This window comes from Pseudomonas sp. Z5-35 (assembly GCF_051131945.1).
Taxonomy (GTDB): domain Bacteria; phylum Pseudomonadota; class Gammaproteobacteria; order Pseudomonadales; family Pseudomonadaceae; genus Aquipseudomonas; species Aquipseudomonas marvdashtae.
Genome location: NZ_CP071640.1, coordinates 650,001 through 674,695 on the forward strand (window position 1 = coordinate 650,001; position 24,695 = coordinate 674,695).

The 24,695-nt window shown below is 55.3% G+C and carries 18 protein-coding genes, 4 tRNA genes and 2 rRNA genes (1 of these 24 only partly in view); all 24 read left to right on the top strand.

What is annotated here, in order from left to right:
- Positions 1–2,659, top strand: a 23S ribosomal RNA gene (locus J3P95_RS03060) (it extends 233 nt beyond the left edge of the window).
- Positions 2,660–2,819: 160 nt separating this feature from the next.
- Positions 2,820–2,935 (top strand): 5S ribosomal RNA (rrf, locus tag J3P95_RS03065).
- A gap of 133 nt (positions 2,936–3,068) precedes the next feature.
- Positions 3,069–4,025 carry a bifunctional biotin--[acetyl-CoA-carboxylase] ligase/biotin operon repressor BirA gene (birA, locus tag J3P95_RS03070; RefSeq protein WP_434560630.1) on the top strand — a complete coding sequence of 319 codons (957 nt, stop codon included), beginning with the start codon at positions 3,069–3,071 and terminating at the stop codon, positions 4,023–4,025.
- A complete protein-coding gene (locus J3P95_RS03075; RefSeq protein ID WP_434560632.1) occupies positions 4,015–4,764 on the top strand; it encodes a pantothenate kinase in 750 nt (249 codons plus the stop codon). Before birA ends, J3P95_RS03075 begins: the two co-directional genes overlap by 11 nt.
- Positions 4,765–4,771: 7 nt before the next feature.
- Positions 4,772–5,227, top strand: coding sequence for a hypothetical protein (locus J3P95_RS03080; protein WP_434560634.1), 456 nt, complete (start codon positions 4,772–4,774; stop codon positions 5,225–5,227).
- 142 nt (positions 5,228–5,369) lie between these two features.
- Positions 5,370–5,454 (top strand) — tRNA-Tyr (locus J3P95_RS03085).
- Positions 5,455–5,478: 24 nt separating this feature from the next.
- Positions 5,479–5,552, top strand: a tRNA-Gly gene (locus tag J3P95_RS03090).
- A 27-nt stretch (positions 5,553–5,579) separates the two neighbouring features.
- A tRNA-Thr gene (locus J3P95_RS03095) sits at positions 5,580–5,655 on the top strand.
- A gap of 84 nt (positions 5,656–5,739) precedes the next feature.
- The gene (tuf, locus tag J3P95_RS03100; protein ID WP_003186103.1) at positions 5,740–6,933 is read left to right on the top strand and encodes an elongation factor Tu; all 1,194 of its coding nucleotides are present in this window, start codon (positions 5,740–5,742) and stop codon (positions 6,931–6,933) included.
- A gap of 53 nt (positions 6,934–6,986) precedes the next feature.
- Positions 6,987–7,062, top strand: a tRNA-Trp gene (locus tag J3P95_RS03105).
- A gap of 45 nt (positions 7,063–7,107) precedes the next feature.
- The gene (gene secE / locus J3P95_RS03110; RefSeq protein ID WP_024776457.1) at positions 7,108–7,476 is read left to right on the top strand and encodes a preprotein translocase subunit SecE; all 369 of its coding nucleotides are present in this window, start codon (positions 7,108–7,110) and stop codon (positions 7,474–7,476) included.
- Between the two features lie 9 nt (positions 7,477–7,485).
- Entirely contained in the window at positions 7,486–8,019 is a 534-nt protein-coding gene (gene nusG / locus J3P95_RS03115; protein ID WP_003186097.1) for a transcription termination/antitermination protein NusG, read from the top strand.
- A gap of 117 nt (positions 8,020–8,136) precedes the next feature.
- On the top strand, positions 8,137–8,568 hold the full coding sequence (rplK, locus tag J3P95_RS03120) for a 50S ribosomal protein L11 (RefSeq protein WP_003176435.1): 432 nt from the start codon (positions 8,137–8,139) through the stop codon (positions 8,566–8,568).
- Entirely contained in the window at positions 8,568–9,263 is a 696-nt protein-coding gene (gene rplA, locus J3P95_RS03125; protein ID WP_003186095.1) for a 50S ribosomal protein L1, read from the top strand. The genes rplK and rplA overlap by 1 nt, the downstream gene beginning before the upstream one ends.
- Positions 9,264–9,461: 198 nt before the next feature.
- Positions 9,462–9,962, top strand: coding sequence for a 50S ribosomal protein L10 (rplJ, locus tag J3P95_RS03130; RefSeq protein WP_047230484.1), 501 nt, complete (start codon positions 9,462–9,464; stop codon positions 9,960–9,962).
- 78 nt (positions 9,963–10,040) lie between these two features.
- On the top strand, positions 10,041–10,406 hold the full coding sequence (gene rplL / locus J3P95_RS03135) for a 50S ribosomal protein L7/L12 (RefSeq protein WP_025215758.1): 366 nt from the start codon (positions 10,041–10,043) through the stop codon (positions 10,404–10,406).
- Positions 10,407–10,626: 220 nt separating this feature from the next.
- Positions 10,627–14,700: a DNA-directed RNA polymerase subunit beta gene (rpoB, locus tag J3P95_RS03140; RefSeq protein ID WP_434560636.1), complete on the top strand. Its 4,074-nt coding sequence runs from the start codon at positions 10,627–10,629 to the stop codon at positions 14,698–14,700.
- Between the two features lie 64 nt (positions 14,701–14,764).
- Positions 14,765–18,964, top strand: coding sequence for a DNA-directed RNA polymerase subunit beta' (gene rpoC / locus J3P95_RS03145; protein WP_434560638.1), 4,200 nt, complete (start codon positions 14,765–14,767; stop codon positions 18,962–18,964).
- A 216-nt stretch (positions 18,965–19,180) separates the two neighbouring features.
- Positions 19,181–19,552, top strand: a complete 372-nt coding sequence (gene rpsL, locus J3P95_RS03150; protein ID WP_002555494.1) for a 30S ribosomal protein S12 — start codon at positions 19,181–19,183, stop codon at positions 19,550–19,552.
- A 116-nt stretch (positions 19,553–19,668) separates the two neighbouring features.
- Entirely contained in the window at positions 19,669–20,139 is a 471-nt protein-coding gene (rpsG, locus tag J3P95_RS03155; protein ID WP_003186074.1) for a 30S ribosomal protein S7, read from the top strand.
- A gap of 30 nt (positions 20,140–20,169) precedes the next feature.
- Entirely contained in the window at positions 20,170–22,275 is a 2,106-nt protein-coding gene (gene fusA / locus J3P95_RS03160) for an elongation factor G (protein ID WP_434560640.1), read from the top strand.
- Between the two features lie 30 nt (positions 22,276–22,305).
- Entirely contained in the window at positions 22,306–23,499 is a 1,194-nt protein-coding gene (tuf, locus tag J3P95_RS03165) for an elongation factor Tu (protein ID WP_003186071.1), read from the top strand.
- 156 nt (positions 23,500–23,655) lie between these two features.
- Complete coding sequence (rpsJ, locus tag J3P95_RS03170; protein ID WP_003186070.1) at positions 23,656–23,967, top strand: 30S ribosomal protein S10; 312 nt, start codon at positions 23,656–23,658, stop codon at positions 23,965–23,967.
- A gap of 80 nt (positions 23,968–24,047) precedes the next feature.
- Complete coding sequence (rplC, locus tag J3P95_RS03175; RefSeq protein ID WP_003186059.1) at positions 24,048–24,683, top strand: 50S ribosomal protein L3; 636 nt, start codon at positions 24,048–24,050, stop codon at positions 24,681–24,683.
- Positions 24,684–24,695 lie beyond the last annotated feature (12 nt).

Sequence of the window (24,695 nt, forward strand, 5' to 3'; positions counted from 1 at the left end):
TTCCCTTAGTAGTGGCGAGCGAACGGGGACTAGCCCTTAAGCTTCTTTGATTTTAGCGGAACGCTCTGGAAAGTGCGGCCATAGTGGGTGATAGCCCTGTACGCGAAAGGATCTTAGAAGTGAAATCGAGTAGGACGGAGCACGAGAAACTTTGTCTGAATATGGGGGGACCATCCTCCAAGGCTAAATACTACTGACTGACCGATAGTGAACTAGTACCGTGAGGGAAAGGCGAAAAGAACCCCGGAGAGGGGAGTGAAATAGATCCTGAAACCGTATGCGTACAAGCAGTGGGAGCCCACTTTGTTGGGTGACTGCGTACCTTTTGTATAATGGGTCAGCGACTTATTTTCAGTGGCGAGCTTAACCGAATAGGGGAGGCGTAGCGAAAGCGAGTCTTAATAGGGCGTCTAGTCGCTGGGAATAGACCCGAAACCGGGCGATCTATCCATGGGCAGGTTGAAGGTTGGGTAACACTAACTGGAGGACCGAACCGACTACCGTTGAAAAGTTAGCGGATGACCTGTGGATCGGAGTGAAAGGCTAATCAAGCTCGGAGATAGCTGGTTCTCCTCGAAAGCTATTTAGGTAGCGCCTCATGTATCACTGTAGGGGGTAGAGCACTGTTTCGGCTAGGGGGTCATCCCGACTTACCAAACCGATGCAAACTCCGAATACCTACAAGTGCCGAGCATGGGAGACACACGGCGGGTGCTAACGTCCGTCGTGAAAAGGGAAACAACCCAGACCGTCAGCTAAGGTCCCAAAGTTATGGTTAAGTGGGAAACGATGTGGGAAGGCTTAGACAGCTAGGAGGTTGGCTTAGAAGCAGCCACCCTTTAAAGAAAGCGTAATAGCTCACTAGTCGAGTCGGCCTGCGCGGAAGATGTAACGGGGCTCAAACCATACACCGAAGCTACGGGTATCACGCAAGTGATGCGGTAGAGGAGCGTTCTGTAAGCCTGTGAAGGTGAGTTGAGAAGCTTGCTGGAGGTATCAGAAGTGCGAATGCTGACATGAGTAACGACAATGGGTGTGAAAAACACCCACGCCGAAAGACCAAGGTTTCCTGCGCAACGTTAATCGACGCAGGGTTAGTCGGTCCCTAAGGCGAGGCTGAAAAGCGTAGTCGATGGAAAACAGGTTAATATTCCTGTACTTCTGGTTATTGCGATGGAGGGACGGAGAAGGCTAGGCCAGCTTGGCGTTGGTTGTCCAAGTTTAAGGTGGTAGGCTGAGATCTTAGGTAAATCCGGGATCTTAAGGCCGAGAGCTGATGACGAGTTACCCTTTGGGTGACGAAGTGGTTGATGCCATGCTTCCAAGAAAAGCTTCTAAGCTTCAGGTAACCAGGAACCGTACCCCAAACCGACACAGGTGGTTGGGTAGAGAATACCAAGGCGCTTGAGAGAACTCGGGTGAAGGAACTAGGCAAAATGGCACCGTAACTTCGGGAGAAGGTGCGCCGGTGAGGGTCAAGCACTTGCTGCGTAAGCCCACGCCGGTCGAAGATACCAGGCCGCTGCGACTGTTTATTAAAAACACAGCACTCTGCAAACACGAAAGTGGACGTATAGGGTGTGACGCCTGCCCGGTGCCGGAAGGTTAATTGATGGGGTTAGCTAACGCGAAGCTCTTGATCGAAGCCCCGGTAAACGGCGGCCGTAACTATAACGGTCCTAAGGTAGCGAAATTCCTTGTCGGGTAAGTTCCGACCTGCACGAATGGCGTAACGATGGCGGCGCTGTCTCCACCCGAGACTCAGTGAAATTGAAATCGCTGTGAAGATGCAGTGTATCCGCGGCTAGACGGAAAGACCCCGTGAACCTTTACTATAGCTTTGCACTGGACTTTGAATTTGCTTGTGTAGGATAGGTGGGAGGCTTTGAAGCGTGGACGCCAGTTCGCGTGGAGCCAACCTTGAAATACCACCCTGGCAACTTTGAGGTTCTAACTCAGGTCCGTTATCCGGATCGAGGACAGTGTATGGTGGGTAGTTTGACTGGGGCGGTCTCCTCCTAAAGAGTAACGGAGGAGTACGAAGGTGCGCTCAGACCGGTCGGAAATCGGTCGTAGAGTATAAAGGCAAAAGCGCGCTTGACTGCGAGACAGACACGTCGAGCAGGTACGAAAGTAGGTCTTAGTGATCCGGTGGTTCTGTATGGAAGGGCCATCGCTCAACGGATAAAAGGTACTCCGGGGATAACAGGCTGATACCGCCCAAGAGTTCATATCGACGGCGGTGTTTGGCACCTCGATGTCGGCTCATCACATCCTGGGGCTGAAGCCGGTCCCAAGGGTATGGCTGTTCGCCATTTAAAGTGGTACGCGAGCTGGGTTTAGAACGTCGTGAGACAGTTCGGTCCCTATCTGCCGTGGACGTTTGAGATTTGAGAGGGGCTGCTCCTAGTACGAGAGGACCGGAGTGGACGAACCTCTGGTGTTCCGGTTGTCACGCCAGTGGCATTGCCGGGTAGCTATGTTCGGGAAAGATAACCGCTGAAAGCATCTAAGCGGGAAACTTGCCTCAAGATGAGATCTCACTGGGACCTTGAGTCCCCTGAAGGGCCGTCGAAGACTACGACGTTGATAGGCAGGGTGTGTAAGCGCTGTGAGGCGTTGAGCTAACCTGTACTAATTGCCCGTGAGGCTTGACCATATAACACCCAAGCAATTTGTTGATCCTGCTCGCAGGGCGCCAGATTGCGGTGTGTGAAGACGAAACGAACCGAAAGTTCGAATCTCACAAAACACCGAAGCTATCACATACCCAATTTGCTGAAGCGAGGCCAGCCGGCCACGACTCAGTACCCGAATTTCTTGACGACCATAGAGCATTGGAACCACCTGATCCCATCCCGAACTCAGCAGTGAAACTATGCATCGCCGATGGTAGTGTGGGGTTTCCCCATGTGAGAGTAGGTCATCGTCAAGATTAAATTCCGAAACCCCTATCTGCTGATGCAGGTAGGGGTTTTGTTTTGCCTGTAGAAAAGCAAGTTTGGTGTTTCTATGCAACTGCCCTGTGCATGGCTATCATGCGGGCCTCCTTATCAGGCACGGTTCGTATGCTCACGTTGCTAAAACTTCTGAAGGACGGCCGCTTTCATTCAGGCCAGGCGCTGGGTGCGGGGTTGGGTATCAGCCGTAGCGCGGTGTGGAAGCAATTACAACATCTGGAGGCGGAACTAGGGTTGTCCGTCCATAAGGTCCGAGGCAGGGGGTATCAGTTGGCAAGACCGCTGTTGCTTTTAGATGCGGCCGAAATTGTCTCGAAAGAAGGGTTCGAGTGGCCTGTCCAAATACATGACTCCATCGACTCCACCAATGCCGAAGCTTTGCGCGCTATAGAGCGTGGTATGGCGGCGCCCTCCTTGATCTTGGCCGAACGCCAGGTAGCGGGTCGTGGTCGTCGCGGCCGTAAATGGGTCAGTCCATTCGCTGACAACCTCTACTACAGCTTGGTGTTGCGCATCGAAGGCGGCATGCGGCAGATCGAAGGCCTGAGCCTCGTTGTCGGGCTCGCCGTCATGCAGACATTGCGCGACCTAGGCGGCATGAATGTGGGACTCAAATGGCCCAACGATGTCTTGGTTGGTGAGAAAAAAATCGCAGGTATTCTGCTTGAATTGGTAGGAGACCCGGCAGATGTTTGTCATGTTGTCCTGGGCGTAGGGATCAATGTGAATATGCGGTCGACTGAGGAGGTTGATCAGCAATGGACGTCCATGAGTTTGGAGGCAGGCCGGGATTTTGATCGGAACGAGTTGGTGGTGCGCCTGAGTGCAAAGCTCCAGCACTATCTGACATTGCACCAAGTGTCTGGGTTTGCAGCGATTCAGCAAGAGTGGGAACACTTCCACTTATGGCAGGGAAAGGCTGTTTCGCTGATTGCAGGTGCCAATCAAATTGACGGGGTGGTGATGGGCATCGACCCTCAGGGTGCGCTGCGCTTGAAGGTGGATGGTGTGGAGAAAATTTTTAGCGGCGGTGAGCTCAGTTTGAGGTTGCGTGATGATTCTTGAGCTCGATTGCGGCAATAGCTTTATCAAGTGGCGCGTCCTTCGCTCCGATGGCGTGACGCCTGTCGAAGGGGGCGTAGTCAGTTCTGACGATGACCTGCTGGCTAGCCTGAGCGATGCTGAGAAATTTCGGCTGGAAAAGTGCCGCCTTGTAAGTGTCAGGACCCCTGACGAAACTGACTCCCTGGTTGCCTCCCTCGTGAGCGCATTTGGGGTGTCGGTGGCTCGTGCTGTGCCCGCTCGGGACATGGCGGGTGTGAAAAACGGTTACGAAGAATATGAGCGATTAGGTCTCGATCGATGGCTAGCCTTGCTTGGCGGCTTCCATCTCGCATCCGGGGCGTGCCTTGTACTTGATTTTGGCACGGCTGTTACGGCGGATTTCGTGGCGGCGGACGGTGAGCATCTCGGCGGGTTTATTTGTCCTGGTATGCCTTTGATGCGTAATCAGTTGCGTACCCATACACGGCGAATTCGGTATGACGATACTGCCGCGGAGCGAGCTCACGAGAGTCTTGCGCCGGGTAGGGCGACGGTGGAAGCGGTTGAGCGTGGCTGTATGCTGATGCTCAGGGGGTTCGTCCTGACTCAACTTGAATTGGCGAAGCAATATTGGGGAAAGAATTTCGAGGTGTTTTTAACGGGAGGGGACGCCGGGCTGGTTTCCGGGGTTGTTCCTGATGCCAAGGTCGCGCCTGACTTGGTCTTTGTTGGTTTGGCGATGGCCTGTCCTTTGTCTTGAGGTTTCTATGCGGTGGCTGTTTCTTTTGTTGCTGGTTTTGAATGGCTTTTACTACATCTGGCATCAGCAAGAGGCCCCGCTTCGCGCCAAGGACGTTACTCCGCTGAGTTTGTATCGCGGTTCTCAGCAGGATATTCATCTCTTGAGCGAGACGGCGGATTCGCTTGTCCGGCGTGACAAAGGCAAAACGGGTGAAGCACGCAAGAGCTGTAATTATCTGGGCGGTGTTTTGCGCCCGGAATCGGCCAGGCAACTGGAGCAGCGGTTGGTTTCGTTGGGGGTTGTAGCGCGTCCCGTCACGTTGGTCTCCCCGGACTCTCCGGAGGGCGGAGCATTCTGGCTTCAGATTCCCTCGGAAAGCGCGGGAAAGTTGAGTGACGCAACGATCCAAAACCTTTCCAAAGAATTCAATGAGTTAAAACATAAAATAATGCCCTGTGAAGGGGTTGCACCCGCTGGGTAGTTTGCATAGAATGGCGCCCGCTTCGCAGCGAAGACCCTTAAGGGTTGGCGATACGAAGCGTGGTCAACGCAGCTAACCTCAGGTTTTTAATGAGAAAATGCTTGACAGAAGGCTGGCATGATATAGAATGCCGGCTCGCTTAGGAGGGGTTCCCGAGCGGCCAAAGGGATCAGACTGTAAATCTGACGTCTACGACTTCGAAGGTTCGAATCCTTCCCCCTCCACCATTTTTAGCGTGAGCTGCAAGCTCCGCGGGTATAGTTTAGTGGTAGAACCTCAGCCTTCCAAGCTGATGATGCGGGTTCGATTCCCGCTACCCGCTCCAAGTTTGCAGGTTGTGCAAAGCGTTTTTGCTCTTGTAGCTCAGTTGGTAGAGCACACCCTTGGTAAGGGTGAGGTCAGCGGTTCAAATCCGCTCAAGAGCTCCATATTACAAGGCAGATATGAAAATATCTGCCTTTGTTTTAATGGCTTGTGTGACTTGCTAAATTCTTCTCCTAGGGGTGATTTCGATGGCTAAGGAAAAGTTCGAACGTAATAAGCCGCACGTCAATGTTGGTACCATTGGTCACGTCGACCACGGTAAAACCACACTGACTGCCGCTCTGACCCGTGTCTGTTCCGAAGTTTTCGGTTCGGCCAAGGTTGACTTCGACAAGATCGACAGCGCCCCGGAAGAAAAAGCTCGCGGTATCACCATCAACACCGCTCACGTTGAGTACGATTCGGCCGTGCGTCACTACGCACACGTTGACTGCCCAGGTCACGCCGACTACGTAAAAAACATGATCACCGGTGCTGCTCAGATGGATGGAGCGATCCTGGTTTGCTCGGCCGCTGATGGTCCGATGCCGCAAACCCGTGAGCACATCCTGCTGTCCCGTCAGGTAGGCGTTCCGTACATCGTTGTCTTCCTGAACAAGGCTGACATGGTTGACGACGCTGAGCTGCTGGAACTGGTTGAGATGGAAGTGCGCGATCTGTTGAGCACTTACGATTTCCCAGGTGATGACACTCCAATCATCATCGGCTCGGCTCTGATGGCTCTGAATGGCCAAGACGACAACGAGATGGGCACCACTGCGGTCAAGAAGCTGGTTGAGACTCTGGATAGTTACATTCCCGAGCCTGAGCGTGCCATTGACAAGCCGTTCCTGATGCCGATTGAAGACGTATTCTCGATCTCCGGTCGCGGTACTGTTGTGACTGGCCGTGTTGAGCGTGGCATCGTTCGCATTCAGGAAGAGGTTGAGATTGTTGGTCTGCGCGACACTCAGAAAACTACCTGCACTGGCGTTGAAATGTTCCGCAAGCTGCTCGATGAGGGGCGTGCCGGTGAGAACTGCGGCGTTCTGCTGCGTGGCACCAAGCGTGACGACGTTGAGCGTGGCCAAGTTCTGGTCAAGCCAGGCACCGTCAAGCCGCACACCAAGTTCACTGCTGAAGTCTACGTTTTGAGCAAGGAAGAAGGGGGTCGTCATACTCCGTTCTTCAAGGGCTACCGTCCACAGTTCTACTTCCGGACCACTGACGTGACCGGTAACTGCGAGCTGCCAGAAGGCGTTGAAATGGTAATGCCGGGTGACAACATCCAGATGACTGTCACTCTGATCAAGACCATCGCGATGGAAGACGGCCTGCGTTTCGCTATCCGTGAGGGCGGTCGTACCGTCGGCGCTGGTGTCGTAGCCAAAGTCATCGAGTAAACAGTTGTAATGTCTTTTTCGGGCCGGCATAATGGTCGGCCTGATTTTGTTTTAGGTCAGTAGCTCAATTGGCAGAGCGACGGTCTCCAAAACCGTAGGTTGGGGGTTCGATTCCCTCCTGACCTGCCAGATTCACTTGGTGTGTCTGGCTTTCTTTTCACAGGATCTTCATAGATGACTCCTAAAGCTGAAGCTCAAGGCTCTCGCTTCGATCTGCTCAAGTGGCTAGTAGTAGTCGCTTTGGTGGTTGTTGGCGTTGTTGGCAATCAGTATTTTTCTGCTTCGCCGATCCTGTACCGCGTACTTGCATTGCTTGCTATTGCTGCTGTTGCTGCCTTTGTAGGGCTGCAGACGGCAAAGGGTAAGTCATTCTTTGTACTCGCTAAGGAAGCTCGCACCGAGATCCGTAAAGTCGTATGGCCGACTCGCCAAGAAACCACGCAGACCACGTTGATCGTTGTGGCTGTTGTTCTGGTAATGGCGTTGCTGTTGTGGGGGCTTGATTCCCTGCTCGGCTGGCTTGTTTCCTTGATTGTTGGCTAAGGGTGTCCCGTGGCTAAGCGTTGGTACGTTGTGCATGCTTACTCGGGTTACGAGAAGCATGTTATGCGCTCATTGGTAGAGCGTGTAAAGCTGGCTGGCATGGAAGATGGCTTTGGCGAAATTCTGGTCCCCACTGAAGAAGTGGTTGAGATGCGTAATGGCCAGAAGCGCAAAAGTGAACGCAAGTTCTTTCCGGGCTACGTGCTGGTACAGATGGACATGAACGAAGGGACTTGGCACTTGGTCAAGGATACCCCTCGGGTGATGGGCTTCATTGGCGGTACCGCCGACAAGCCTGCGCCGATCACGGATAAAGAGGCAGAAGCGATTCTGCGTCGTGTCGCTGATGGTAGCGATAAGCCGAAGCCGAAAACACTGTTTGAGCCGGGTGAGGTTGTACGCGTCACCGACGGTCCATTCGCTGATTTCAATGGCACGGTTGAAGAAGTTAACTACGAAAAGAGCCGGATCCAAGTGGCAGTGCTCATTTTCGGTCGCTCTACTCCGGTAGAGCTAGAGTTCAGCCAGGTCGAAAAGGTCTGATTGAACAGGCATCCCAACCCCGCAGCCCAAGGCTGTGGGGTTTTGTCGTCACTGGGATAAACGCGCAAGCAACCGGGGAGCCTTTCGAGGCGTTAGAACCCGTAATTGGAGTGCCTCATGGCCAAGAAAATTACCGCTTACATCAAGCTGCAAGTGAAGGCCGCTCAGGCTAACCCAAGCCCACCTGTTGGTCCTGCACTGGGTCAGCACGGCGTGAACATCATGGAATTCTGCAAGGCTTTCAACGCCCGTACCCAGGGTCTTGAGCCAGGCCTGCCGACTCCAGTGATCATCACTGTCTACAGCGACCGTAGCTTCACTTTCGAAACAAAAAGCACCCCTGCTTCGGTTCTGCTAAAGAAGGCTGCAGGTTTGACCAGCGGTTCCGCTCGTCCAAACACCGTTAAGGTTGGCACCGTTACCCGTGCTCAGCTGGAAGAGATCGCGAAGACCAAAAACGCGGATCTGACTGCAGCTGATATGGATGCAGCCGTGCGTACTATCGCCGGTTCTGCTCGTAGCATGGGCCTTAACGTGGAGGGTGTGTAATGGCTAAGCTGACCAAGCGTCAAAAGGCTATCGCCGGCAAAATCGAAGCAGGCAAGGCCTACAACTTTGTAGACGCCGCCGCTCTGCTGGCCGAGCTGTCGACTGTCAAGTTCAGCGAGTCTTTCGACGTTGCTGTGAACCTGGGCGTTGACCCACGTAAATCCGACCAGGTCGTTCGTAGCGCTACCGTGCTGCCACACGGCACTGGCAAGACCGTACGTGTTGCCGTGTTCACCCAGGGTCCAGCAGCTGAAGCTGCTCTGGCTGCTGGCGCCGACCGTGTAGGCATGGACGATCTGGCTGCTGAAATGAAAGGCGGCGACCTGAACTACGACGTAGTGATCGCATCCCCGGATGCCATGCGCGTTGTCGGTCAGTTGGGTCAGATCCTCGGTCCACGTGGTCTGATGCCTAACCCTAAAGTCGGCACCGTAACGCCAGACGTAGCCACTGCGGTTAAAAACGCCAAGGCTGGTCAGGTTCGTTATCGCACCGACAAGAACGGCATTATCCACACTTCCGTTGGCAAGATCGGCTTCGACGCCGTCAAGCTGAAGGAAAACGTTGAAGCCCTGATCGCTGATCTGAAGCGTATCAAGCCAGCTTCTTCGAAAGGTATCTACGTCAAGCGCGTTACCCTGAGCACCACTATGGGCCCAGGTCTGGTTATCGATCAGAGCTCGCTCGACGCGTAAGACTCAGGTTGGCGCAAGCGATTGCGCCAATTGAAAAATTGGGGTCCCTGCCTGGCGGGGGCTGTCCAAGACCGTAGGCGACGCAAGTCTTAAACCACAAGCCTACGCAGATGGTGCTCCCGGTTCCTTACCGAATCAGACACCAAAACGACATTCGGTTTCGACCGAATGAAACGGTAACAAGCAGGAGTTAAACCCGTGGCAATTAATCTCGAAGACAAGAAGGCCATCGTCGCTGAAGTCAACGAGGCTGCCAAAGTCGCTCTGTCCGCTGTCGTGGCTGATGCCCGTGGCGTAACAGTAGGCGCAATGACCGGACTCCGTAAAGAGGCCCGTGAAGCTGGCGTTTACGTACGTGTCGTACGTAACACCCTGCTCAAGCGCGCTGTTGCTGACACTGAATACAGTGTTCTCAACGACGTGTTCACCGGCCCGACCCTGATCGCGTTCTCCAAGGATCATCCAGGCGCTGCTGCCCGTTTGTTCAAGGAATTCGCCAAGGGTCAGGATAAGTTCGAGATCAAGGCAGCTGCGTTCGAGGGCAAGTTCCTCGCAGCTAATCAGATCGATGTACTGGCAACACTGCCGACCCGCGACGAAGCCATTTCGCAGCTGATGAGCGTGATTCAAGGCGCTACCAGCAAGCTGGCTCGTACTCTGGCTGCAGTTCGCGAGCAAAAAGAAGCTGCCGCAGCCTAAGGCTGAGCACTTTCTCTCGCGCTTTTTTGTTTATTTCGATGGCCGCGTAGGCCGTCCCCCAATTCAGGAAATACAGTAATGTCTATCTCCCAAGACGATATCCTCAACGCCGTAGCTGAAATGTCGGTTCTGCAGGTTGTTGAGCTGATCAAAGCTTTCGAAGAAAAATTCGGCGTTTCCGCTGCCGCTGCTTCCGCTGGTCCAGCTGCTGCTGCCGCCGTTGTTGAAGAGCAAACCGAATTCAACGTCATGCTGACCGAAGCTGGCGAGAAGAAAGTAAACGTGATCAAGGCAGTACGTGAACTGACCGGTCTGGGCCTGAAAGAAGCCAAGGCTGTAGTTGACGGCGCTCCTGCCATGGTTCTGGAAGCTGTTTCCAAAGACGCAGCTGACAAAGCCAAGGCAACTCTGGAAGAAGCAGGCGCTAAAGTCGAGCTGAAGTAAGCATCGACTTTGCGTCTCCAGCCCGAGCGTTAAGCGACAGGCTGATGGCTGGTGGCTCTTGCCACCGGCCTTTTTCCGTTATTGGCAGCCGACTGGGTCGGTGCTGATCGCGAGCTGTAACCACCCGATGTGGTGGCGCAAACCATGGGGTTTGCACGATTTTCTGGCTGCTCCCGTCGGGAGGGGCCAAACAAGCAGGTGACCAAGCTGGGGAACGCTGATGGCTTACTCATATACTGAGAAAAAACGTATCCGCAAGGACTTTAGCAAGTTGCCGGACGTCATGGATGTGCCGTACCTCCTGGCCATCCAGCTGGATTCGTATCGTGAATTCTTGCAAGCGGGAGCGACTAAAGATCAGTTCCGCGACGTGGGCCTGCATGCGGCCTTCAAATCCGTTTTCCCGATCATCAGCTACTCCGGCAATGCTGCGCTGGAGTACGTCGGTTATCGCCTGGGCGAACCGGCATTTGATGTCAAAGAATGCGTATTGCGCGGTGTTACTTACGCCGTACCTTTGCGGGTAAAAGTGCGCCTGATCATTTTCGACAAAGAATCGTCGAACAAAGCGATCAAGGACATCAAAGAGCAAGAAGTCTACATGGGTGAAATCCCCCTGATGACTGAGAACGGTACCTTCGTAATCAATGGTACCGAGCGTGTAATCGTTTCCCAGCTGCACCGTTCTCCGGGCGTGTTCTTCGACCATGACCGTGGCAAGACGCACAGCTCCGGCAAACTGCTTTACTCCGCGCGCATCATTCCTTACCGCGGTTCGTGGCTGGACTTCGAGTTCGACCCGAAAGACTGCGTATTCGTGCGTATCGACCGTCGTCGCAAGCTGCCTGCATCGGTACTGCTGCGCGCGCTCGGCTATACCACCGAAGAAGTGCTGGACGCGTTCTACACCACCAACGTCTTCCATGTGCAAGGTGAAAACCTCAGCCTGGAACTGGTGCCTCAGCGCCTGCGCGGTGAAATCGCGGTCCTCGATATCCTCGATGACAAAGGCAAGGTTATTGTCGAGCAGGGTCGTCGCATCACCGCTCGCCACATCAACCAGCTGGAAAAAGCCGGGATCAAGGAGCTGCAGGTGCCTCTGGACTACGTCCTGGGTCGCACCACCGCCAAGGTCATCGTGCATCCGGCCACCGGCGAAATCCTGGCAGAGTGCAACACCGAGCTGAACACTGAGATCCTGGCAAAAATCGCCAAGGCCCAGGTCGTTCGCATCGAAACTCTGTACACCAACGATATCGACTGCGGTCCGTTCATCTCCGACACGCTGAAGATCGACTCCACCGGCAACCAGCTGGAAGCCCTGGTCGAAATCTATCGCATGATGCGTCCTGGCGAGCCGCCAACCAAGGATGCAGCCGAGACCCTGTTCAACAACCTGTTCTTCAGCCCTGAGCGTTATGACCTGTCTGCGGTCGGCCGGATGAAGTTCAACCGTCGTATCGGTCGTACCGAAATCGAAGGTTCGGGCGTACTGAACAAGGACGATATCGTTGCGGTATTGAAGACTCTCGTCGACATCCGTAACGGCAAAGGCATCGTCGATGACATCGACCACCTGGGTAACCGTCGTGTTCGCTGCGTAGGCGAGATGGCCGAGAACCAGTTCCGTGTTGGCCTGGTGCGTGTTGAGCGCGCGGTCAAGGAACGTCTGTCGATGGCTGAAAGCGAAGGCCTGATGCCGCAAGACCTGATCAACGCCAAGCCAGTGGCTGCGGCTGTGAAAGAGTTCTTCGGTTCGAGCCAGCTGTCCCAGTTCATGGACCAGAACAACCCGCTGTCCGAGATCACCCACAAGCGTCGTGTCTCCGCACTCGGCCCGGGCGGTCTGACCCGTGAGCGCGCAGGCTTTGAAGTTCGTGACGTACACCCGACTCACTACGGTCGTGTATGCCCGATCGAAACGCCGGAAGGTCCGAACATCGGTCTGATCAACTCCCTGGCGGCCTATGCGCGCACCAACCAGTACGGTTTCCTCGAGAGCCCGTACCGCGTGGTGAAAGACGCTCTGGTCACCGACGAGATCGTGTTCCTGTCCGCCATCGAAGAAGCTGATCACGTGATCGCCCAGGCTTCGGCCACGATGAACGACAAGAAAGTCCTGACCGACGAGCTGGTAGCTGTTCGTCACCTGAACGAGTTCACCGTCAAGGCGCCGGAAGACGTCACCTTGATGGATGTATCGCCGAAGCAGGTAGTTTCGGTCGCCGCGTCGCTGATCCCGTTCCTCGAGCACGACGACGCCAACCGTGCGTTGATGGGTTCGAACATGCAGCGTCAAGCTGTACCAACCTTGCGTGCCGACAAGCCGCTGGTAGGTACCGGCATGGAGCGTAACGTAGCTCGTGACTCCGGCGTCTGCGTCGTGGCTCGTCGTGGCGGCGTGATCGACTCCGTTGATGCCAGCCGTATCGTGGTTCGTGTTGCCGATGACGAAGTTGAAACTGGCGAAGCCGGTGTCGACATCTACAACCTGACCAAATACACCCGCTCCAACCAGAACACCTGCATCAACCAGCGTCCGTTGGTGAGCAAGGGTGATCGGGTTCAGCGTAGCGACATCATGGCCGACGGTCCGTCCACCGATATGGGTGAACTGGCGTTGGGTCAGAACATGCGCATCGCGTTCATGGCATGGAATGGCTTCAACTTCGAAGACTCCATCTGCCTGTCCGAGCGTGTGGTCCAGGAGGATCGCTTCACCACGATCCACATCCAGGAACTGACCTGTGTGGCCCGTGACACCAAGCTTGGCCCAGAGGAAATCACTGCGGACATCCCGAACGTGGGTGAAGCTGCACTGAACAAGCTGGACGAAGCCGGTATCGTTTATGTAGGTGCTGAAGTTGGCGCAGGCGACATCCTGGTGGGCAAGGTCACTCCGAAAGGCGAGACCCAGCTGACTCCGGAAGAAAAACTGCTGCGTGCCATCTTCGGTGAAAAAGCCAGCGACGTTAAAGATACCTCCCTGCGTGTGCCGACCGGCACCAAGGGTACCGTCATCGACGTACAGGTCTTCACTCGCGACGGCGTTGAGCGTGATGCTCGTGCACTGTCCATTGAGAAGACTCAACTCGACGAGATCCGCAAGGACCTGAACGAAGAGTTCCGTATTGTTGAAGGCGCAACTTTCGAACGTCTGCGCTCCGCCCTGGTCGGCCACAAAGCCGAAGGCGGCGCCGGTCTGAAGAAAGGTCAGGAGATCACCGACGAGGTCCTTGACGGTCTTGAGCATGGCCAGTGGTTCAAACTGCGCATGGCTGAAGATGCTCTGAACGAGCAGCTCGAGAAGGCCCAGGCCTACATCGTTGATCGCCGCCGTCTGCTGGACGACAAGTTCGAAGACAAGAAGCGCAAACTGCAGCAGGGCGATGACCTGGCTCCAGGCGTGCTGAAAATCGTCAAGGTTTACCTGGCAATCCGTCGCCGCATCCAGCCGGGCGACAAGATGGCCGGTCGTCACGGTAACAAGGGTGTGGTCTCCGTGATCATGCCGGTTGAAGACATGCCGCACGATGCCAACGGCACTCCGGTCGATGTGGTCCTCAACCCGTTGGGCGTACCTTCGCGTATGAACGTCGGTCAGATCCTCGAAACCCACCTGGGCCTCGCGGCCAAAGGTCTGGGCGAGAAGATCAACCGGATGATCGAAGAGCAGCGCAAGGTCGCTGACCTGCGTAAGTTCCTGCACGAGATCTACAATGAGATCGGCGGCCGCAACGAAGAGCTGGACACCTTCTCCGACCAGGAAATCCTGGATCTGGCGAAGAACCTGCGCGGCGGCGTTCCAATGGCTACTCCGGTGTTCGACGGTGCCAAGGAAAGCGAAATCAAGGCCATGCTGAAACTGGCAGACCTGCCGGAAAGCGGCCAGATGCAGCTGTTCGACGGCCGTACCGGCAACAAATTCGAGCGCCCGGTCACCGTTGGCTACATGTACATGCTGAAGCTGAACCACTTGGTAGACGATAAGATGCACGCTCGTTCTACCGGTTCTTACAGCCTGGTTACCCAGCAGCCGCTGGGTGGTAAGGCGCAGTTCGGTGGTCAGCGTTTCGGGGAGATGGAGGTCTGGGCACTGGAAGCGTACGGTGCTGCATACACTCTGCAAGAAATGCTCACAGTGAAGTCGGACGATGTGAACGGCCGGACCAAGATGTACAAAAACATCGTGGACGGCGATCACCGTATGGAGCCGGGCATGCCCGAGTCTTTCAACGTGTTGATCAAGGAAATTCGTTCCCTCGGCATCGATATCGATCTGGAAACCGAATAACACGTGACGCGAATCGAGAGCGGGGCTGTTTTGCCCGCTCTCTGCTCCGCCAGGAGGAAAGGCCTTGAAAGACCTACTGAATTTGCTGAAAAACCAGGGTCAAGTCGAAGAGTTCGACGCCATCCGTATTGGATTGGCCTCGCCTGAGATGATCCGTTCGTGGTCGTTCGGTGAAGTTAAAAAGCCGGAAACCATCAACTACCGTACGTTCAAACCTGAGCGTGACGGCCTGTTCTGCGCCAAGATCTTTGGCCCGGTAAAGGATTACGAGTGCCTGTGCGGTAAGTACAAGCGCTTGAAGCACCGCGGTGTGATCTGCGAGAAGTGCGGCGTTGAAGTCGCATTGGCAAAAGTTCGTCGTGAGCGCATGGCCCACATCGAACTGGCTTCGCCGGTTGCCCACATCTGGTTCCTGAAATCGCTGCCGTCCCGTATCGGCCTGCTGATGGACATGACCCTGCGTGATATCGAACGCGTTCTCTACTTCGAGAGCTACGTCGTTATCGATCCAGGCATGACCACCCTTGAAAAGGGTCAGCTGCTCAACGACGAGCAGTACTTCGAAGCGCTGGAAGAATTCGGTGACGATTTCGACGCCCGCATGGGTGCCGAAGCTGTCCGCGAACTGCTGCACGCTATCGACCTTGAGCACGAGATCGGCCGTCTGCGCGAAGAAATTCCGCAAACCAACTCCGAAACCAAGATCAAGAAGCTGTCCAAGCGTCTGAAGTTGATGGAAGCCTTCCAGGGCTCCGGCAACCTGCCAGAGTGGATGGTGCTGACCGTTCTGCCGGTCCTGCCGCCAGACCTGCGTCCACTGGTCCCGCTGGATGGCGGTCGCTTCGCGACTTCCGACCTCAACGATCTGTATCGTCGGGTGATCAACCGTAACAACCGCTTGAAGCGCCTGCTCGATCTGTCCGCTCCGGACATCATCGTGCGCAACGAAAAGCGTATGTTGCAAGAAGCGGTCGATGCACTGCTCGATAACGGTCGTCGTGGCCGCGCTATCACCGGTTCCAACAAGCGTCCTCTGAAATCCTTGGCTGACATGATCAAGGGTAAGCAGGGTCGTTTCCGTCAGAACTTGCTCGGTAAGCGTGTTGACTACTCCGGTCGTTCGGTAATTACCGTAGGCCCGACCCTGCGTCTGCACCAGTGCGGTCTGCCTAAGAAAATGGCGCTGGAACTGTTCAAGCCGTTCATTTTCGGCAAGCTGGAAATGCGTGGTCTCGCGACCACCATCAAAGCCGCCAAGAAAATGGTCGAGCGCGAGCTGCCAGAGGTCTGGGACGTTCTCGCCGAAGTGATTCGCGAACACCCAGTGTTGCTCAACCGTGCACCGACCCTTCACCGTCTGGGTATCCAGGCGTTTGAACCGGTACTGATCGAAGGCAAGGCTATCCAGCTGCACCCTCTGGTCTGTGCTGCGTACAACGCCGACTTCGACGGCGACCAAATGGCCGTGCACGTGCCGCTGACGCTGGAAGCCCAGTTGGAAGCGCGCGCGTTGATGATGTCGACCAACAACATCCTGTCGCCAGCGAACGGTGAGCCGATCATCGTTCCGTCCCAGGACGTTGTATTGGGCCTGTACTACATGACCCGTGAAGCCATCAACGCCAAGGGCGAAGGTCGCGTGTTCGCGGATCTGCAGGAAGTTGACCGTGTGTTCCGTGCCGGCGAAGCCGCACTGCATGCCAAGGTCAAGGTGCGGATCAACGAAACCGTAAACGACCGTGATGGCGGCAGCGTCAAGAACACTCGTATCGTCGACACCACCGTCGGCCGTGCGCTGTTGTTCCAGGTTGTTCCACCTGGCCTGTCGTTTGACGTCGTCAACCTGCCAATGAAGAAAAAAGCGATCTCCAAGCTGATCAACCAGTGCTACCGCGTGGTTGGTTTGAAAGAGACCGTAATCTTCGCTGACCAGTTGATGTACACCGGTTTCGCTTATTCGACCATCTCCGGCGTTTCCATCGGCGTTAACGACTTCGTTATCCCGGATGAAAAAGCCCGCATCATCGGTGCTGCCACCGAAGAAGTGAAAGAGATCGAGAGCCAGTACGCATCCGGCCTGGTAACCCAGGGCGAGAAGTACAACAAGGTGATCGACCTCTGGTCCAAAGCGAACGACGAAGTGTCCAAGGCGATGATGGCCAACCTCTCGAAAGAGAAAGTCATCGACCGCCACGGTAACGAAGTCGATCAGGAATCCTTCAACTCGATGTACATGATGGCCGACTCGGGCGCACGGGGTTCTGCGGCGCAGATCCGTCAGCTCGCCGGTATGCGTGGCCTGATGGCCAAGCCGGACGGCTCCATCATCGAGACCCCGATTACCGCGAACTTCCGTGAAGGTTTGAGCGTACTTCAGTACTTCATCTCCACTCACGGTGCTCGTAAGGGTCTTGCGGATACCGCATTGAAAACTGCGAACTCCGGTTACCTGACCCGTCGTCTGGTAGACGTTGCGCAGGATCTGGTCGTGACCGAGATCGATTGCGGCACCGAACATGGCTTGGTAATGACTCCGCACATTGAAGGCGGTGACGTTGTAGAGCCGTTGGGTGAGCGCGTATTGGGTCGTGTCATTGCCCGTGACGTATTCAAGCCGGGTACCGAGGACGTCATCGTTCCTGCTGGCACCCTGGTTGACGAAAAGTGGGTCGAATTCATCGAGCTCAACAGCATCGACGAAGTGATCGTACGTTCGCCGATCAGCTGCGAAACCCGCTACGGTATTTGCGCCAAGTGCTACGGTCGCGACTTGGCTCGTGGTCATCAGGTGAACATCGGTGAAGCGGTCGGCGTTATCGCTGCCCAGTCCATCGGTGAGCCGGGTACCCAGCTGACCATGCGTACGTTCCACATCGGTGGTGCAGCAAGCCGGACCTCCGCGGCCGACAGTGTCCAGGTGAAGAATGGCGGTACCGTTCGCCTGCATAACCTGAAGCATGTTGAGCGCGTGGACGGTCACCTGGTGGCTGTGTCCCGTTCTGGTGAGCTGGCGATTGCCGACGACTTCGGTCGTGAGCGCGAGCGCTACAAGCTTCCATACGGTGCTGTGATTTCGGTGAAGGAAGGTGACAAGGTCGACGCTGGCGCCATCGTGGCCAAGTGGGACCCGCACACCCACCCAATCGTTACCGAAATGAAAGGTACCGTGACCTACGTGGGTATGGAAGAAGGCATCACGATCAAGCGTCAGACTGACGAATTGACCGGTATGACCAACATTGAAGTACTCGATGCTAAAGATCGTCCAGCTGCCGGCAAGGACATCCGTCCAGCCGTGAAGATGGTCGACGACAACGGCAAGGACCTGTTGCTGCCAGGCACTGACGTAATCGCTCAGTACTTCCTGCCAGCCAACGCCTTGGTCGGTGTTGCGGACGGTGCGCGGATCGCGATCGGTGACGTTATCGCTCGTATTCCGCAAGAAACTTCGAAGACCCGTGACATCACCGGTGGTCTGCCGCGTGTTGCCGACTTGTTCGAAGCCCGTCGTCCGAAAGAAGCCTCGATTCTGGCTGAAGTCAGCGGCACCATCGCGTTCGGTAAAGAGACCAAGGGCAAGCGCCGTCTGGTCATTACACCGAACGACGGTAGCGATCCGTACGAAGAGCTGATTCCGAAGTGGCGTCACCTGAACGTCTTCGAAGGCGAACAGGTAAACCGCGGCGAAGTTATTTCCGACGGCCCGAGCGATCCACACGACATCCTGCGTTTGCTGGGTGTAAGTGCGCTGGCCAAGTACATCGTGAACGAGATCCAGGACGTTTATCGTCTGCAGGGCGTGAAGATCAACGACAAGCACATCGAGACCATCCTGCGTCAGATGCTGCGTAAAGTTGAAGTTGCCGAGTCCGGCGATTCGAGTTTCATCAAGGGCGACCAGATGGAACTGACTCATGTACTGGTAGAGAACGAGCGTCTGGCTGCGGAAGACAAATTCGTATCCAAGTTCACTCGCGTGCTGCTGGGTATCACCAAGGCGTCGTTGTCCACCGAATCGTTCATCTCGGCGGCTTCCTTCCAGGAAACCACTCGCGTTCTGACCGAGGCGGCGGTAACCGGCAAGCGCGATTACCTGCGCGGCCTGAAAGAAAACGTAGTCGTGGGTCGTCTGATCCCGGCCGGTACCGGCTTGGCCTATCACAGCGAGCGCAAGCGTCGCCGTGAAGCAGACAAGCCGTTGCGCGTAAGCGCCAGTGAAGTGGAAGCTGCACTGACCGAAGCACTGAACTCGAGTGGTAACTGAGTTCGGCGGTAATTGAGTGCCTGGCCCTGGTCATTCCGCTCGGCGGATCGAGACAAATTGTCGAGATCCGGCGGGCGTGGAGGTCGGGGCCTTGCCTTGACTGGGGGCAAGATCCTCTTTAGACTCTTGATCCCCTAAATTTGGCGGGAATTCGTTCCTGCCATTTTGCTTTTCTTGTAAGACAATAGCGTCGCAAGACAACAGTGGAGCTAGTAGATGGCAACTATCAACCAGCTGGTACGTCAGCCGCGTAAGCGTATCGTCGAGAAATCCGACGTGCCTGCGCTGCAGAACTGCCCGCAACGTCGTGGCGTATGCACCCGTGTGTATACCACCACGCCGAAAAAACCTAACTCGGCACTGCGTAAGGTATGCCGTGTGCGTCTGACCAACGGTTTCGAGGTTTCCTCGTACATCGGCGGTGAAGGCCACAACCTGCAAGAGCACAGCGTCGTACTGATCCGTGGCGGCCGTGTAAAAGACTTGCCAGGTGTTCGTTACCACACCGTTCGCGGTTCTTTGGATACTTCCGGCGTCAAAGGTCGTAACCAGGGTCGTTCGAAGTACGGTACCAAGAAGCCTAAGTAGTAGTGGCTTTTTGTAAAAATTGATTTTCTATTTTTTGAGTCGATAAGAGTAAGGTCGGAGGCGTCCCGCAAGGGCACCGATTCCGAGCGAACCTGAAGACCGCTTGAGGGCTTATCATGCCAAGACGTCGCGTAGCAGCCAAACGTGAGATTCTGGACGATCCGAAATACGGAAGCCAGATTCTCGCCAAGTTCATGAACCACGTAATGGAAAGCGGCAAGAAAGCCGTTGCCGAGCGTATTGTTTATGGCGCACTGGACAAAGTTAAAGAACGCAAGAACAGCGATCCCCTGGAAATCTTCGAGAAAGCTCTCGACGCCATCGCTCCGCTGGTCGAAGTGAAGTCGCGCCGTGTAGGCGGTGCTACTTACCAGGTTCCGGTCGAAGTTCGTCCGTCCCGTCGTAACGCCCTGGCAATGCGCTGGTTGGTAGACTTCGCCCGCAAGCGCGGCGAGAAGTCCATGGCCCTGCGTTTGGCTGGCGAACTGCTGGACGCTGCTGAAGGTAAAGGTGCTGCAGTTAAGAAGCGTGAAGACGTGCACCGTATGGCTGAAGCCAACAAGGCTTTCTCGCACTACCGCTTCTAATTTTAGCGTCACTCAATTTGCGAGGGCTTTATGGCTCGTACTACACCGATTAACCGCTACCGTAACATCGGTATCGTTGCTCACGTGGATGCTGGTAAAACCACCACCACCGAGCGCGTCCTTTTTTACACCGGCAAAAGTCACAAGATGGGCGAGGTGCATGATGGCGCCGCGACCACCGACTGGATGGTGCAGGAGCAGGAGCGTGGTATTACCATCACTTCTGCTGCTATTACCGCTTTCTGGAAGGGTTCCGAGAAGCAGTACAAGGACGAGCACCGCTTCAACGTCATCGATACCCCGGGCCACGTAGACTTCACTATTGAAGTGGAACGTTCCCTGCGCGTACTCGACGGCGCTGTGGTTGTTTTCTGCGGCACCTCGGGTGTTGAGCCTCAGTCGGAAACCGTATGGCGTCAAGCCAACAAATACGGCGTTCCACGTCTTGTTTATGTAAACAAGATGGACCGTGCTGGTGCCAACTTCCTGCGCGTGATCGCTCAGATCAAGCAGCGTTTGGGTCACACTCCGGTGCCGATCCAGCTGGCTATCGGTTCCGAAGATAACTTCCAGGGTCAGATCGATCTGATCAACATGCAAGCTGTCTACTGGAACGATGCTGACAAGGGCATGGTCCCTGTTCGCAAGGACATTCCTGCCGAGTTGCTGGAAGAAGCCGAGAAATGGCGCGGCAACATGGTCGAGGCTGCTGCCGAAGCCAACGAAGAACTGATGAACAAGTACCTCGAGGGTGAAGAACTCACCAACGAGGAAATCAAGGCCGCTCTGCGTCAGCGTACTATTGCTGGTGAAATCGTCCTGGCTGTTTGCGGTTCTTCCTTCAAGAACAAGGGTGTTCCCCTGGTTCTCGACGCCGTTATCGACTTCCTGCCTGCGCCAACCGACATTCCTGCCATCAAGGGTACTGACCCGGATGACGAGACTATCGAGCTGGAGCGTCATGCAGACGACAACGAGCCGTTCTCGGCTCTGGCGTTCAAGATCGCTACCGACCCATTCGTGGGTACCTTGACCTTTGTCCGGGTTTACTCGGGCGTGTTGAACTCCGGCGACGGCGTGATCAACTCTGTAAAAGGCAAGAAAGAGCGCGTGGGTCGTATGGTGCAAATGCACGCAAACGCCCGCGAAGAGATCAAGGAAGTGCGCGCTGGTGACATCGCGGCCTTGATCGGCATGAAGGACGTCACCACTGGTGAAACCTTGTGCAATGGCGACAAGCCAATCATCCTGGTTCGCATGGACTTCCCGGAGCCGGTTATTTCGGTTGCCGTTGAGCCTAAGACCAAGGACGACCAGGAAAAAATGGGTATCGCTCTGGGCAAGCTTGCTCAGGAAGATCCATCTTTCCGCGTCAAGACTGATGAAGAGACCGGTCAAACGATCATCTCTGGCATGGGCGAGCTGCACCTGGACATCCTGGTTGACCGGATGCGCCGTGAGTTCAACGTCGAAGCCAACATCGGTAAGCCTCAGGTTTCCTATCGTGAGCGCATCACGAAGAGCTGCGAAATCGAAGGCAAGTTCGTTCGCCAATCCGGCGGTCGTGGCCAGTTCGGTCACTGCTGGATCCGTTTTGCACCGGCTGACGAAGGTCAGGAAGGTCTGCAATTCTTGAACGAAGTCGTAGGTGGTGTGGTTCCTAAGGAATACATCCCAGCGATCCAGAAGGGTATCGAAGAGCAGATGAAGAACGGCGTTGTTGCCGGCTATCCGCTGATCGGCCTGAAGGCGACCGTGTTCGATGGTTCTTACCACGACGTCGACTCCAACGAGATGGCGTTCAAGGTGGCTGCTTCCATGGCGACCAAGCAGCTGGCCCAGAAGGGCGGTGGTGAGTTGCTTGAGCCGATCATGGCGGTAGAAGTCGTTACGCCTGAAGACTACATGGGTGATGTCATGGGCGACCTTAACCGTCGTCGTGGCATGATTCTGGGTATGGAAGATACGGTATCCGGCAAAGTCATTCGTGCCGAGGTTCCGTTGGGTGAAATGTTCGGTTATGCAACCGACGTTCGTTCCATGTCTCAGGGTCGCGCAAGCTACTCTATGGAATTCAAAAAATACAATACAGCTCCGTCGCATATCGTCGAAACTGTTACCAAAAAACAAGGCTGATTCAGTCCTTTAGGCAAGGAGTTAATTGTCGTGGCTAAAGAAAAATTTGATCGTTCCCTACCGCACGTCAACGTTGGCACCATTGGTCACGTTGACCACGGTAAAACCACTCTGACGGCTGCTCTGACTCGCGTCTGCTCCGAAGTTTTCGGTTCGGCTGTTGTTGCTTTCGATAAAATCGACAGCGCTCCGGAAGAGAAGGCTCGTGGTATCACCATCAACACCGCGCACGTTGAGTACAACTCTTCGATTCGTCACTACGCTCACGTTGACTGCCCAGGTCACGCTGACTATGTGAAGAACATGATCACCGGTGCTGCCCAGATGGACGGCGCGATCCTGGTTTGCTCGGCCGCTGATGGTCCGATGCCACAAACCCGTGAGCACATCCTGCTGTCCCGTCAGGTAGGCGTTCCGTACATCGTTGTCTTCCTGAACAAGGCTGACATGGTTGACGACGCTGAGCTGCTGGAACTGGTTGAGATGGAAGTGCGCGATCTGCTGAGCACTTACGACTTCCCAGGTGATGACACTCCAATCATCATTGGTTCGGCTCTGATGGCTCTGAACGGCCAAGACGACAACGAAATGGGCACCACCGCTGTCAAGCGCCTGGTAGAAACTCTGGACAGCTACATCCCAGAGCCAGTTCGTGTGATCGACAAGCCGTTCCTGATGCCAATCGAAGACGTATTCTCGATCTCCGGTCGCGGTACTGTTGTGACTGGCCGTATCGAGCGCGGTATCGTCAAGGTTCAGGATCCACTGGAAATCGTTGGTCTGCGTGACACCACCGTCACCACCTGCACCGGTGTTGAAATGTTCCGCAAACTGCTCGACGAAGGTCGTGCTGGCGAGAACTGCGGCGTTCTGCTGCGTGGTACCAAGCGTGACGACGTTGAGCGTGGCCAGGTTCTGGTTAAGCCAGGTTCGGTCAAGCCGCACACCAAGTTCGAAGCTGAAGTGTACGTTCTGAGCAAAGAAGAAGGCGGTCGTCACACTCCGTTCTTCAAGGGCTACCGTCCACAGTTCTACTTCCGGACCACTGACGTGACCGGTAACTGCGAACTGCCGGAAGGCGTTGAAATGGTAATGCCAGGCGACAACATCAAAATGGTTGTCACCCTGATCAAGACCATCGCAATGGAAGACGGTCTGCGTTTCGCTATCCGTGAAGGCGGTCGTACCGTCGGCGCTGGCGTCGTAGCCAAAATCATCGAGTAAGCTCTTTTTGAGTTCGCTCTGATGGATTGAAGGAGCCCCCGCCCAGCGGGGGCTTTTTTATTGGGTTGACACCTATCAGGGGCGTCTATAGAATTGCGCCTCCTTTTAACGGGCGTATTGCGCCCGGTGGGAATAGCAGCCGGAGTCTGAAATCCAATGCAAAATCAGCAAATCCGTATCAGGTTGAAGGCTTTCGACCATCGCCTGATCGACCAATCCACCCAGGAAATCGTGGAAACCGCGAAACGTACTGGTGCTCAAGTGCGTGGTCCAATTCCACTGCCTACCCGTAAAGAGCGGTTCACCGTTCTGGTCTCCCCGCACGTCAACAAAGACGCGCGTGACCAGTACGAGATCCGTACTCATAAGCGCGTTCTGGACATCGTCCAGCCAACGGATAAAACCGTTGATGCTCTTATGAAGCTCGATCTTGCGGCCGGTGTGGAAGTGCAGATCAGCCTCGGCTAAGACTCGGTCTTAGTCGTGTAACGCTCTGAAATGGGCGGCCATAGCGGGTGAAAGCCCCGTACACTCATGAGGTTTACAACATGACTATTGGTGTAGTCGGTCGTAAATGCGGTATGACCCGTATTTTCACCGAAGAAGGTGTCTCCATTCCGGTCACGGTCATTGAGATCGAGCCGAATCGCGTCACCCAGTTCAAAACTGAAGAGACCGATGGCTATCGTGCAGTGCAAGTCACTGTCGGCGAGCGTCGTGCTTCGCGTGTAACAGCTGCTCAAGCTGGCCACTTCGCCAAGGCGAACGTTGCCGCTGGTCGTACCGTAATGGAATTCCGCCTTGAAGAAGGCGAGTACCAGGCCGGCGATCTGATCAACGCTGAAATCTTCGCTGCTGGTCAACTGGTTGATGTAACCGGTCAGTCCAAAGGTAAAGGCTTCCAGGGTACGATCAAGCGTTGGAACTTCCGCGGGCAAGATAATACCCACGGTAACTCCGTGTCCCACCGCGTTCCAGGCTCTATCGGCCAGTGCCAGACTCCTGGTCGTGTATTCAAGGGCAAAAAAATGTCCGGTCATATGGGCGCTGAGCGCGTGACCGTGCAGTCCCTTGAAGTAGTGCGCGTGGACGCTGAACGCAATCTGTTGTTGGTCAAGGGCGCTGTTCCTGGCGCTACTGGCGGCAACTTGGTTGTACGTCCAGCAGCCAAGGCTCGCGGTTAAGGGGAAGCTGAC